Origin of the sequence: Streptomyces sp. NPDC024017 (assembly GCF_040638895.1) — a bacterium.
Taxonomy (GTDB): domain Bacteria; phylum Actinomycetota; class Actinomycetes; order Streptomycetales; family Streptomycetaceae; genus Streptomyces.
Map to the genome: position 1 here is coordinate 661650 of NZ_JBEZYZ010000002.1, position 13480 is coordinate 675129.

The following is a 13480-nucleotide window of genomic DNA, read 5'->3' on the forward strand; positions in this document are numbered from 1 at the left end:
ACCGGACGCTCTTGATCCACCTCCGTGTCGCCCCGGCGTTCACCTCGGGTTCGCCTGCCCGCCGTCCGCGCGTGTCAGCCTCCCTGGGCTGGGGACGTACGGACCGGGGAAAAGGGGCGCGGCGGGCCATGGAGAGCGGACCGGCGATCTTCACGGGAGCGGTGTTCTCCCTGTTCGGAGGCGGACTGCTGGCGTGGACCGCGACACGCGTGCGCCGGCAGAGGCCCGTCGCCGAGGGTGTGAGCCTCGTCCCGTCGGCGACCCTCGCGAGCGTCGTCGCCGTGCTCGCCCTGGCGATCGGAACCTGGTGCTTCAGCCTCCTCTGAGGCCCGCTCCGGCGACGTGCCTGCCGGTAACCGGGAGGTCGCACTCCGCATAAGGCCCGACCTGGTCCCGGCACTCCGGGCGGCAGGATTGGTGGTAGTCGGGTTACCGTTCGAGTGGCCGTTGCGGGCTTTTCCCGTTTGACACGGGGGCGGGATGTACCGTCACACTCCGCAGCGTCACCACGTACCCAGCCCCGGTGAGCGACTCCGGGGAGGCCCCAGCGTCGACCGGAGAGAAGAGCGAAGTTGTCCCCGACCAGCGAGACCGCGAACGGCGGCCGCCGACTCGTCATCGTCGAGTCGCCTGCCAAGGCGAAGACGATCAAGGGCTATCTCGGCCCCGGATACACCGTCGAGGCGAGCGTCGGGCACATCCGCGACCTTCCCAACGGCGCCGCCGAGGTGCCCGACAAGTACACCGGCGAGGTCCGCCGCCTCGGTGTGGACGTCGAACACGACTTCCAGCCGATCTATGTGGTCAACGCCGACAAGAAGGCACAGGTCAAGAAGCTCAAGGACCTGCTGAAGGAGTCCGACGAACTCTTCCTCGCCACCGATGAGGACCGCGAGGGCGAGGCCATCGCCTGGCACCTTCAGGAAGTGCTGAAGCCCAAGGTTCCGGTCAAGCGGATGGTCTTCCACGAGATCACCAAGGCCGCGATCCAGGCCGCCGTGGCCAACCCGCGCCAGCTCAACCAGAAGCTCGTCGACGCCCAGGAGACCCGCCGCATCCTCGACCGCCTCTACGGCTACGAGGTCTCGCCGGTCCTGTGGAAGAAGGTCATGCCGCGGCTGTCCGCGGGCCGTGTCCAGTCGGTCGCCACACGTCTCGTGGTGGAGCGGGAACGCGAGCGCATCGCCTTTCGTTCGGCTGAGTACTGGGACCTGACGGGCACCTTCGCGACCGGCCGCGCAGGAGACTCGTCGGACCCGTCGTCGCTGGTCGCGCGCCTGCAGACCGTCGACGGCAGGCGGGTCGCGCAGGGCCGTGACTTCGACTCCCTGGGACAGCTGAAGAGCGCGAACACCCTCCACCTCGACGAGGCGAACGCCCGCGCCCTGGCCGCCGCCCTCGAGGACACGCGGTTCGCGGTGCGCTCCGTCGAGTCCAAGCCGTACCGCCGCTCGCCGTACGCCCCGTTCCGTACGACGACGCTGCAGCAGGAGGCCAGCCGCAAGCTCGGCTTCGGCGCGAAGGCCACGATGCAGGTCGCGCAGAAGCTGTACGAGAACGGCTACATCACCTACATGCGTACGGACTCCACGACCCTGAGCGACACGGCGGTCTCCGCCGCCCGCGCCCAGGTCACGCAGCTGTACGGCGCCGACTACCTGCCGCCGCAGCCGAGGACGTACGCCGGGAAGGTCAAGAACGCGCAGGAGGCCCACGAGGCGATCCGCCCCTCGGGTGATCGTTTCCGCACTCCCGCCGAGACCGGACTGACCGGTGACCAGTTCAAGCTCTACGAGCTGATCTGGAAGCGGACCGTCGCCTCCCAGATGAAGGACGCGACCGGCAACAGCGTCACGGTGAAGATCGGCGGCACGGCGGCCGACGGCCGGGACGTCGAGTTCAGCGCGTCCGGCAAGACGATCACCTTCCACGGCTTCCTGAAGGCCTACGTCGAGGGTGCCGACGACCCGAACGCCGAGCTGGACGACCGCGAGCGCCGGCTGCCGCAGGTCTCCGAGGGCGACGCCCTGAGCGCCCAGGAGATCACGGTCGACGGGCACGCCACCAAGCCCCCGGCCCGCTACACCGAGGCCTCCCTGGTCAAGGAGCTGGAAGAGCGCGAGATCGGCCGCCCGTCGACGTACGCGTCGATCATCGGCACGATCCTCGACCGCGGCTACGTGTTCAAGAAGGGCACGGCCCTGGTGCCGTCCTTCCTGTCCTTCGCCGTGGTCAACCTCCTGGAGAAGCACTTCGGGCGGCTCGTCGACTACGACTTCACCGCCAAGATGGAGGACGACCTCGACCGCATCGCCCGCGGCGAGGCGCAGGCCGTGCCGTGGCTGAAGCGGTTCTACTTCGGCGAGGGCACGGCCGGCGGCGGCGCGGCCGAAGCCGGCAACGGCGACGGGGACCACCTCGGCGGCCTCAAGGAGCTGGTGACGGACCTGGGCGCGATCGACGCGCGCGAGGTCTCGTCGTTCCCGGTGGCCAACGACATCGTGCTGCGGGTCGGCCGCTACGGGCCGTACATCGAGCGCGGCGAGAAGGACACCGAGCAGCACCAGCGCGCCGACATCCCCGACGACCTCGCGCCCGACGAGCTGACCGTCGACCTCGCGGAGGAGCTGCTCGCCAAGCCGAGCGGCGACTACGAGCTGGGCACGGACCCGGCCACCGGCCACACGATCGTCGCCAAGGACGGCCGCTACGGCCCGTATGTGACGGAGGTCCTCCCCGAGGGCACCCCGAAGACGGGCAAGAACGCGGTCAAGCCGCGCACGGCGTCCCTGTTCAAGACGATGTCCCTGGACACGGTGACCCTCGACGAGGCCCTGAAGCTGATGTCGCTGCCGCGCGTCGTCGGCGCCGACGCCGAGGGCCAGGAGATCACCGCGCAGAACGGCCGCTACGGCCCGTACCTGAAGAAGGGCACGGACTCGCGCTCGCTCCAGGCCGAGGAACAGCTCTTCACGATCACGCTGGAGGAGGCGCTGGCGATCTACGCCCAGCCCAAGCAGCGTGGCCGGGCCGCGGCCAAGCCGCCGCTGAAGGAGCTGGGCACCGACCCGGTGAGCGAGAAGCCGGTCGTGGTCAAGGACGGCCGCTTCGGCCCGTACGTCACCGACGGGGAGACCAACGCGACCCTGCGCTCCGGCGACAGTGTCGAGGAGATCACCCCGGAGCGCGGTTTCGAGCTGCTCGCCGAGAAGCGCGCCAAGGGGCCGGCGAAGAAGACCGCGAAGAAGGCGGCCAAGAAGGCGCCGGCGAAGAAGACGACGACGGCCAAGAAGACCGCGGCGAAGAAGACCACGACCGCGAAGAAGACGACGGCGAAGAAGACCACCACCGCGAAGAAGACGGCCGCCAAGACGGCGACCGCCTCCAAGTCCGCGGAGGACTGAGGCCGTTCGAGCCCTGTTCGGAATCCGGACCTCCGCGTCCGGATCTTCGCCCAGGGTTCGGAAAGCGAACGCCCCGGCAACACTTCGGTGTCGGGGCGTGCGCATGCCAGACCGCGCCCCCCAGGGTGTCGGTGGCTCCCGATAGGCTGAACGCATGACGCGAGCCGACCACCCAACGGCCCCTCAGCCCGCCCCCGACGACGCCCTGGTCGCGGACTCCCGCGAGCGTGCCGTCCGCGCCCTGCTGCGACGACCGCAGCTGAAGCGGTTGTGGAGCGCACAGCTCGTGGGCGGCGTGGGGGACACCCTCGCCCTTCTCGTACTGGTCGTTCTCGCACTCCAGGCAGCCGTCGCCGAAGGATCGTTCGGCGGCGGCTACCGGGGTGTGGCGTTCGCAGTGGCGACCGTTTTCGGCGTGCGCATCCTGGCGACGCTCCTGTTCGGCGCCGTTCTGCTCGGCCCGCTCACGGCGCTCACCTCGCAGGACGGCCCCCTCGACCGACGCTGGACCATGGTGGGCGCCGACGGGTTGCGCGCGGCGCTGCTCATCGTCGCGCCCCTGTGGATCGACTGGACGCCCGAGAACGCCTTGGCCGTCCTGCTCGTCACGGCCTTCGTGGCCGGGGTCGCCGAGCGGTTCTGGACGGTGTGCCGGGAGAGCGCGGCCCCCGCGCTGCTGCCCGCCCCGCCGCCGGAGGGCGCGACGGTCCGGCCGCTGCCCGACCACATGGACGCCCTGCGCCGCCTGTCGCTGCGCACCGGCTTCGTGGCGATCCCCCTCGCGGCGGTCGCCCTGGTCGTCGCGGCCCTGTTCAACAACCTGCTGGGCGCCGGCATCGACTGGTTCGGCCAGCACCAGGCGGCCCTCGCCTCGTACGTGGCCGCCGGGCTGTTCGCCGCGTCCCTGTCCGTGCTGACCTTCCTGGAGCTGCCCGGCACCCGCACTCCGCGCGCGCGGTCGCCGCTCGAGGGGCTGCGCCGCCCGAAGACCGGCACCGGCACCGACAAGGGCCGCACCGGCGCGATGCCGCTGCTGGTCCTGGCCTGCGCGGCCGTCGCCGCGGCGGTGTCGGCCGCCGTCGCCGTGGCCGTGCTGCACGCCAAGGACCTGGGTGGCGGCCCGGTGCTCTACGGCCTGTTCGTGGCCGCGCTGACCGGCGGTGTCGTCGTCGGCATCCGTACGGCGCCCGCGCTCATGCCCGCCCTGTCGCGCCGCCGGCTGCTCGCGCTGACGATCGCCTTCACCGGTGTCGCCCTGCTGGCCGCCGGGCTGGTCCCGGACGTCACCACCGTGCTGCTGATCCTCGCGCTGGCCGGCGTCGGCGCGGGCATGTCCGCCAACATCGGACACACCCTGCTCGACCAGGAGACCGAGGAGTACCGGCGCTCCCGCACCACGGAGCACCTGCACGCGGTCGTCCGGGTCTGCGTGGCGCTCGGCGCGGTGATCGCCCCGCTGGTGGCGGCGGCGATCGGGCCGCACCGGCTGGAGAGCGGCAAGTTCGTCTTCGCGCACGGCGGCGCGGCCTTCACGCTGATGCTGGCCGGCGCCCTGCTGCTGCCGGTCGCCGCGCTGGTGCTGGCCAAGGTCGACGACCGTTCCGGTGTGCCGCTGCGGCAGGACCTGAAGGACGCGCTGCTCGGCGGCGACGACCCCCGGCAGGGGGCCGCGGCCACCGGCTTCTTCATCGCCCTGGAGGGCGGCGACGGCGCCGGCAAGTCCACGCAGGCCGGGGCGCTCGCCGAGTGGATCCGCGCCAAGGGCCACGAGGTCGTGCTGACGCGCGAGCCCGGTGCGACGCCGGTGGGCAAGCGGCTGCGGTCGATCCTGCTGGACGTGTCGAGCGCGGGTCTGTCCCACCGCGCGGAGGCGCTGCTGTACGCCGCCGACCGGGCCGAGCACATCGACACCGTCGTACGTCCCGCCCTGGAGCGCGGCGCGGTCGTCATCTCCGACCGGTACATCGACTCGTCCGTCGCCTACCAGGGCGCCGGCCGCGACCTCTCGCCGACCGAGATCGCCCGGATCAACCGCTGGGCGACGAACGGACTCGTGCCGCATCTGACCGTGCTGCTGGACGTCGCGCCGGAGACCGCGCGCGAGCGGTTCACCGAGGCGCCGGACCGGCTGGAGTCGGAGCCCGCCGAGTTCCACGCGCGCGTGCGGGCCGGTTTCCTCACCCTGGCCGCGGCCGACGCCGGGCGGTACCTGGTGGTGGACGCCGGCCAGGAGCCCGAGGCGGTCACGACGGTCATCCGGCACCGGCTCGACCAGGTGCTGCCGCTGTCCGAGGCCGAGATCAAGGCCCAGGAGGAAGCGCGGAAGAAGGCCGAGGAGGAAGCCCGCCGCAAGGCCGAGGAAGAGGCCGCCCGCAAGGCCGAGGAGGAGCGCCTGGAGCGCGAGCGCCAGGAGCAGCTCGCAAAGCTGCGCGCCGAGGAGGAGGAGCGCAAGCGCCGCGAGCTGGAGGAGGCGCAGCGCCGCGAGGCCGAACGGCAGGCGGAGGAGGCCCGGCGCCGGGCCGAGGAAGCGCGCAAGAAGGCCGAGGAGGAGCGGGCACGGCTCCTCGCGGAGGAGAAGGCCCGCGCCGAGGAGGAGGCCCGCCGCAAGGCTGAGGAGGAGCGGCGTCGCCGGCAGGCCGAGGAGGAGGCGCGACTGCGTGCCGAGGCCGAGGCGCTCCGCCTGGAGAAGCAGCGCAAGGCCGAGGCGGCGCTGCTGCGGGCCGAGCAGGCCCGGCGGCTGGCGGAGTCGGCGGCCGCCGCGGCCGAGGCCGGGCCGAAGAGCTCCGCTCCGAAGAGTTCCGCTCCGAAGAGCGCCGCGGGTTCCGCCGCCGGTCAGGACGCGGCGACCGTGCCCACGCCGGTGGTGACACCGGGTGGCGCGGGGGACGACACGACCGTGCTGCGCCCGGTGCGGGACGAAGAGCAGGGTGCGGGCCAGGGCCGGACCTCCGGCGGGTCCGATGCCGAGGTGACGGCCGAGCTGCCGAAGCCGCCGGTGCCCGGGGAGGAGACGGAGGTCCTGCCGCCGGTCTCTCCTCGTGCCGTCGACGAGACCGAGGTGCTGCCGCGGGTGCGCGAACGGGACGCCTCCGGTGCGGCCGACGAGACGGCGGTGCTGCCTCCGGTCCGGCCGGAGGACTCCGAGGAGACGGCCGTGCTCCCGCCGGTGCGCGGGGACGAACCGGCGGACCGGGTTCCGCCCGGGTACTTCCGGAAGGACGCCCCGGCCGCCCGGCCCGACGGCACCGAGGACCGTACGCGGGAGATGCCCCAGGTCGATGCCGACGGAACGCCGCGCCGCCGCAGGTCCGACTGGGCCGAGGAGACACCGCTGGACGATCTGCCCTCGCTGGCGGACGAGCTGCTCGGACCGCACGACGACGAGCCGGACGAGGGCCGCGGACGCCGGGGGAGGCGCGGCCGGGGGCGCTGAGGCCTCCCGGCGGACCGACGCAGGAGCCCGGACTCCCGACCGCGAGGCCGGGTGGGGGCGGCAGGCGTTGTCAGTGGCCGCCCCCACAATGGTTCTCGCAACGCAGTACGTGACGGAAGGGCGGCGTGACCCATGACCGTGTGGGACGACCTCGTCGGGCAGGAGAGGGTGAGCGAGCAGCTGGCCGCTGCCGCTCGGGACGCCGACGCCCTGGTCACCGCGGCCGTCACCCGTACCCCGCCGCCCGAGGCGTCGAAGATGACGCACGCGTGGCTGTTCACGGGCCCGCCCGGGGCCGGGCGGAACCAGGCGGCGCGCGCGTTCGCGGCGGCGCTGCAGTGCGTCAGCCCCGACCGCGCCCTCGGCGGCTCCCCGGGCTGCGGCTTCTGCGACGGCTGCCACACGGCACTCATCGGCACGCACGCCGACGTCACCACCGTCGCCGCCGTCGGCGCCCAGATCCTCGCCGACGACATGCGCGACACCGTCCGCAAGTCGTTCACGTCGCCGGCGACCGGCCGCTGGCAGATCATCCTCGTCGAGGACGCCGAGCGGCTGAACGAGAAGTCGGCCAACGCCGTCCTCAAGGCCGTGGAGGAGCCCGCCCCCCGCACGGTCTGGCTGCTGTGCGCCCCCTCCATCGAGGACGTCCTGCCGACCATCCGCTCCCGCTGCCGCCACCTGAACCTGAGCACGCCGAGGGTCGACGCCATCGCCGACATGCTCGTCCGCCGCGAGGGCATCGAGCCGGACGTCGCCGCCGCTGCGGCCCGCGCGACCCAGGGCCACGTCGACCGGGCGCGCCGCCTGGCCACCGACCCGGCCGCGCGCGAACGCCGTGCCGCAGTGCTCAGGCTGCCGCTGCGCGTCGAGGACATCGGCGGCGCGCTCAAGGCGGCCCAGGAACTCGTCGACGCGGCCGCCGAGGACGCCAAGCAGCTCGCGGAGGAGACGGACTCCAAGGAGACCGAGGAGCTGAAGGCCGCTCTCGGCGCCGCCCAGGGCGGCCGCATGCCCCGGGGCACCGCGGGCGTGATGAAGGACCTGGAGGACAAGCAGAAGCGCCGCAGAACGCGCACGCAGCGTGACAGCCTCGACCTCGCCCTGACCGACCTCACGGCCTTCTACCGCGATGTCCTCGCCCTCCAGCTCGGCTCTCGCGTGGCCATCGCCAACGCGGACGCCGAGGACGCCCTGGAGCGGCTGGCCCGCGGCAGCTCCCCGGAGTCCACCCTCCGCCGCATCGAGGCGATCGGCGCCTGCCGCGACGCCCTCGACCGCAACGTGGCGCCGCTGCTGGCGGTGGAGGCCATGACGATGGCGCTCAGAGCGGGCTGAGCACGGGCCGGGAAGCCAAGAGGCCAAGAGGCCGGGCGGGCACCGGGCGCCGCACGAGCCGCACGTGAGGTTGACGCCGTAACTCGTACGTGGCACGACACGCACGCAGGGCACCCATTCCGTCGCCCAGAGTTACGCTCGCTGGATGTACACAAGGCGCACCCCCCGCTCCGCCTCCGGCTCCGGCGGTCTCCACCGCAGGCCACGCAACCGGGCCAAGACCGCCGCCGGTCTCCTCGCGACGGCCGCGCTGCTCGTCTCCGCCTGCTCCTCCGGGAGCGCGACGACGTCCGCGGCGTCCGCGGCGGCGGAGGCGGCGCTGGTCGCGCTGCCGCAGGCCACGCCCGCGGCGCTCTCGTCGTACTACGGGCAGAAGCCGGCCTGGCGCGGCTGCGGTGTCCCCGGCTTCGAGTGCGCCACCGTCAAGGCACCGCTCGACTACGCCAAGCCGTCCTCCGGTGACGTGCGGCTCGCCCTCACCCGCAAGAAGGCCACGGGCCCCGGCAAGCGGCTGGGCTCGCTGCTGGTCAACCCGGGCGGGCCGGGCGGCTCGGCGGTCGGCTACGTGCAGGCGTACGCGGGCATCGGCTACCCGGCCGAGGTGCGGGCCCGCTACGACATGGTGGCGGTCGACCCGCGTGGCGTGGCCCGCAGCGAGCCCGTCGAGTGTCTGGACGGGCCGGAGATGGACACGTACACGCGGACGGACACCACGCCCGACGACGGCAGGGAGAGGGACGGGCTGGTCACGGCGTACCGGACGTTCGCCGAGGGCTGCGGCGCGGGCGCGCCCCGGCTGCTGCGCCATGTGTCCACCATGGAGGCGGCGCGGGACATGGACATCGTGCGGGCGGTGCTCGGCGACGAGAAGCTGAACTTCGTCGGTGCCTCGTACGGCACGTTCCTCGGGGCGACGTACGCCGGTCTCTTCCCGGACCGGGCGGGACGGCTGGTGCTGGACGGCGCGATGGACCCGTCGCTGCCGGCCCGGCGGCTGAACCTCGAACAGACGGCGGGCTTCGAGACGGCGTTCCGGTCGTTCGCGAAGGACTGCGTACGGCGAGCGGACTGTCCGCTGGGCGGCAAGGGCACCCCGCCCGAGCGGGTCGGCGAGAACCTCAAGGCGTTCTTCCGGAAGCTGGACAGGCGGCCCGTCCCCACCGGCGACGCCGGCGGCCGCAAGCTCACCGAGTCGCTCGCCACGACCGGTGTGATCGCGGCCATGTACGACGAGGGCGCCTGGGAGCAGCTGCGCGAGGCGCTGACGACCGCGATGAAGGAGAACGACGGCTCCGGACTCCTCGTCCTGTCCGACGGCTACTACGAGCGGGACGCCGACGGCACCTACAGCAACCTGATGTTCGCCAACGCGGCGGTGAACTGCCTGGACCTGCCGGCCGCCTTCGACACCCCCGATGAAGTGCGCAGGGCGCTGCCCGAGTTCGAGAAGGCCTCGCCGGTCTTCGGCAGGGGCCTGGCGTGGGCCGCCCTGAACTGCGCGTACTGGCCGGTGCACGCCACGGGCGAGCCGCACCGCATCGAGGCGAAGGGCGCGGCCCCCATCGTCGTGGTCGGCACGACCCGGGACCCCGCGACCCCCTACCGCTGGGCGCGGGCCCTGGCCGGCCAGCTGTCCTCGGCGCGCCTGCTGACCTACGAGGGCGACGGCCACACGGCCTACGGCCGCGGCAGCTCCTGCATCGACCGGACGATCAACGCCTACCTCCTCCGCGGCACCCCGCCCACGGACGGAAAGCGCTGCTCATAGCCCTGATCCCAGCCCCGGAGGGCAGGCCTCCGGGGCTGGTGCGGAGCACCCTCGGAAACTGTGTAGACTTACCGTCGTTGCTGATCGCACCATAGTGCGGACAGCGCGCCGCCTTAGCTCAGATGGCCAGAGCAACGCACTCGTAATGCGTAGGTCTCGGGTTCGAATCCCGAAGGCGGCTCCACTGGAACCCCAGGCCGGATGTAACTCCGACCTGGGGTTTCGTCGTGCAGAGCGGGTGTGTCAGGCATGAACTCGTCAGATAGGCTGCCGCCTCTTGTGATGGCATCCTCCTGAAGAGGTGTGAATGAAAACAGGCAGACGAAGCGTCGCGGTGGCCGCGCTCGTGGGGGCGCTGGGGTTCTCGGTGCTGAACGCGCCGGCGGCTCAGGCGGCGGACACAGGTATCACCGTGTCGAACATCGTCATCAACAACGGCAAGCCGATCGTCGTCGGCACGTCGAAGGAGGTGGAGCCGCCCATCAGTTTCGACATCGCTCTGCCTTCCGGGTACAGCACCGCTGACCCCTCCCGCTACGACGCGTACCCCTTCCTCTACCGCGGCGGCATCACGACGGCGGCCGACACGGGAGAGAACTTCATCGGGCCGGGCAGTTACACCTGCTACGAGACCGACTCCAAGCATGCTCGCTGCGAGGGCGGCCTCTACATCGACCCGCACCCGAGCCAGGAGCACGTCGACTCCAACAGCGACGCCACGACGTGGAAGGTCGGCGTAACGCTACGGCTGTGGAAGGCCGACGGCGGCCTCAAGACCGGGGAGCTCGAGACACGGTCCCTGACCGCCCAGCTGAAGCGCGCGGCCAAGGCCACCGTCAACGCCTCGCCGGAGCCGGTCACCAAGGGCAAGGCGATCACCGTCACGGGCAAGCTGACCCGGGCGAACTGGAGTACGAAGAGGTACGACGCCTACAGCGGCCGTACGGTCAGCCTCCAGTTCCGCGCCAAGGGCGCCGACGCCTTCAAGACCGTCAAGAAGGCCATCACCAGCAGCACCGGGGGGCTGAAGACCACGGTCACCGCCTCGGTCGACGGCTCCTTCCGCTGGGTGTACTACGGCAACTCCACGACCGGCGTCGCCACCAGCGCGGCCGACTACGTCGACGTGCGCTGACGCCCTCAGCACACCGCCGCTCGCCCCTGAGCACCCAGGGTCGGCACTCGCCCCAGGCCGGACGGAATCCGGCCTGGGGTTCTCGCGTGATTCAGCGGGTGGTTTCCCGTTCGACCGGCAGCCACAGCGCGGCGTCCGCCTCCGTGCCGTCGGGCGACATGCGGGTGCGGAGGATCTCCGGGCCGGGGCGGGTGCGGTACGGGTTGGACGGGAACCACTCGGTGAACACGTCGCGCCACAGCTCCTGGATGGCCTGCGGGGCCGGGCCCGACGTGGTGAAGACCGCCCAGGTGCCCGGTGGGACCGGGAGGGTGGTGGTGCCTTCGGGGGCCGAGTCGGGGGCCGAGGCCGAGGTGATCACGGCGTGGTAGTAGTCGAGTTCCGTACCCTCCGCACGGCTCGGGTCCAGGTCGTCGCAGACCGCGACGATGCCCTGCGGCTCCTGGTCGGACAGCTTCTCCAGGTGTTCCACGGCGGGCTTGTCGAGGCCGCGGACGAAGTCGATGATCGCCTGGTTCGGGCCGGAGTGCACCAGGGGGATCCGGGCCTTGAAGCCCGTGACGGTGAAGGCCGGGCGGTCCACGACGCGGTAGTGCATGCTGCTGTTCCCTTCGACGGTGAGGCGGAAGGCCAACCGGGGCTGGGAGACGAGCGCGGCGCCGGTGCGCCGGGCCTCGCCCGGGCCCACGCCGTGCATCGTGCGGAACGCCCGCGCGAACGCCTCGCCGGAGCCGTATCCGTAGCGGACCGCGATCTCCAGGAGCGTCGCGTCACCCGACAGCACCTCCGCGCCCGCGACCGTCAGCCGGCGGCGGCGGACATACTCCGACAAGGGCATGCCTGCCAGGGCGGAGAACATGCGGCGCAGGTGGTACTCCGAGGTGCATGCCGTACGCGCCAGATCTGCCACGTCGATGGTGTGGTCGAGGTTCCGTTCGATCCGGTCCATCGCCTGGTTGAGCTGATCCAGCACGTCCCGTCTCCTTCCGTTTCGTGCCCTCACGCTAGGCGGCGCGTGCTCTGCCGCACCCGACATCCTGTGCCCGTTCCGGTCGGGTGCCGTCTGCGTCGAACGACGTAGGCGAACCGCCGTCCGGCAGGAGTATGGGAGGCGTCCCCACCGTGAACGGCTAGCATCGCCCGTCAACCCGTCAGTTGCCGACCGGATGAGGTGAGGACATGGGGGCGCCCAGGATCGCCGTCGCCGTGGTGACGATGGGCAACCGGCCCGAAGAGGTCGACGCCCTGCTGGAGTCCGTGGCCAAGCAGGACGTGCCACCCGAGCGGATCGTCATCGTCGGCAACGGCTGCCCGCTGCCGGACTTCGCCGGGCGGCTGTCGCTGCCCGGCGAGGTCACCGCCGTCGAGCTCGACGAGAACCTCGGCTGCCCCGGCGGACGCAACGCGGCCCTGGCGCGGTTGCGGGAGTTCGGCGACATCGACGTCGTGGTGGACCTGGACGACGACGGTCTGCTCGTCGACCCCGATGTGCTGCGCCGCGTGCGGGACCTGTACGCCACCGACGAGCGGCTCGGCATCGTCGGCTTCCGCATTGCCGACGAGCTCGGCGAGACGCAGCAGCGGCACGTGCCCCGGATCGGCAACTCGGACCCGAACCGGGGCGGTTACGTCACCGGCTTCCTCGGCGGCGGGCACGCGCTGCGGATGGCGATGCTCGACGAGGTCGGCGACTGGCCCGCCGAGTTCTTCTTCGCGCACGAGGAGACCGACCTGGCGTGGCGCGCGGTGGATGCCGGGTGGCGGATCCTGTACGCGCCGGAGCTGCTGCTCCGGCATCCGAAGACCTCGCCCGCACGGCACGCCATCTACTACCGGGTGAACGCCCGCAACCGGGTCTGGCTGGCCCGCCGCCGGCTGCCGCTCGCGCTCGTCCCCGTCCACCTGGGCGTGTGGGTGCTGCTCACCCTCGCCCGGAACCGGTCGGGGGCCGGGCTGCGTGCGTGGTTCGGCGGATTCGTGGAAGGCGTACGGGAGCCGGCGGGGGAGCGGCGGCCGATGCGGTGGCGGACGGTGTGGCGGCTCACCCGGCTGGGGCGGCCGCCCGTCATCTGATGCGCTGAAGAGCCGGTCCGACGCGCTGAAGAGCCGGTCCGACGCGCTGAAAAGTTGGTGTGGGCCCCGGCCGTTCACCTCCGCCGACCGGGACCCGGACCCGGCCGCGGCGGCGACACTCCCCCGAGTTGCGCGTCCAGACGCGCGCACCGCCGGGCCAGATCCGATGTAGTGATCACATCAGGCTTTGCCAACGGATCGCTAACATGTGGCCAACGGTTCGCCGTTGAGTCGTCTGCCGATTGGCCGGAAGTCGCCGAACCGAGGTCGACGACGGCCTGGGCAACGGCTGATCCCGGCGGAGCGGCCGGAGGCCGAGGTGGCGGAAA

General features: G+C 72.1%; 8 protein-coding genes and 1 tRNA gene. 8 read left to right on the plus strand and 1 reads right to left on the minus strand.

From position 1 onward, the window contains the following. The first annotated feature begins 128 nt into the window (after positions 1-128). From AB0G20_RS07825 to AB0G20_RS07855, 7 genes are all read left to right on the plus strand, one after another. The gene (locus tag AB0G20_RS07825; RefSeq protein ID WP_361297394.1) at positions 129-326 is read left to right on the plus strand and encodes a hypothetical protein; all 198 of its coding nucleotides are present in this window, start codon (positions 129-131) and stop codon (positions 324-326) included. A 246-nt stretch (positions 327-572) separates the two neighbouring features. Then, positions 573-3404 (plus strand): type I DNA topoisomerase, encoded by a 2832-nt coding sequence (topA, locus tag AB0G20_RS07830; protein ID WP_361297397.1) that lies wholly within the window; start codon positions 573-575, stop codon positions 3402-3404. 154 nt (positions 3405-3558) lie between these two features. Next, the gene (gene tmk / locus AB0G20_RS07835; protein WP_361297400.1) at positions 3559-6837 is read left to right on the plus strand and encodes a dTMP kinase; all 3279 of its coding nucleotides are present in this window, start codon (positions 3559-3561) and stop codon (positions 6835-6837) included. Positions 6838-6969: 132 nt separating this feature from the next. Next, entirely contained in the window at positions 6970-8175 is a 1206-nt protein-coding gene (locus tag AB0G20_RS07840) for a DNA polymerase III subunit delta' (RefSeq protein ID WP_361297403.1), read from the plus strand. Between the two features lie 145 nt (positions 8176-8320). Further along, positions 8321-9943, plus strand: coding sequence for an alpha/beta hydrolase (locus AB0G20_RS07845; protein WP_361297406.1), 1623 nt, complete (start codon positions 8321-8323; stop codon positions 9941-9943). 107 nt (positions 9944-10050) lie between these two features. Beyond that, positions 10051-10127 (plus strand) — tRNA-Thr (locus AB0G20_RS07850). Positions 10128-10250: 123 nt separating this feature from the next. After that, positions 10251-11078, plus strand: a complete 828-nt coding sequence (locus tag AB0G20_RS07855) for a hypothetical protein (protein WP_361297409.1) — start codon at positions 10251-10253, stop codon at positions 11076-11078. 91 nt (positions 11079-11169) lie between these two features. On the opposite strand, the gene AB0G20_RS07860 is transcribed toward AB0G20_RS07855, so the two are convergent. Continuing rightward, positions 11170-12051 (minus strand): AraC family transcriptional regulator, encoded by an 882-nt coding sequence (locus AB0G20_RS07860; protein WP_361297412.1) that lies wholly within the window; start codon positions 12049-12051, stop codon positions 11170-11172. A 206-nt stretch (positions 12052-12257) separates the two neighbouring features. Here AB0G20_RS07860 and AB0G20_RS07865 point away from each other — a divergent pair, with 206 nt between their 5' ends. Then, the gene (locus AB0G20_RS07865) at positions 12258-13151 is read left to right on the plus strand and encodes a glycosyltransferase (protein ID WP_361297415.1); all 894 of its coding nucleotides are present in this window, start codon (positions 12258-12260) and stop codon (positions 13149-13151) included. The last annotated feature ends 329 nt before the right edge of the window (positions 13152-13480 follow it).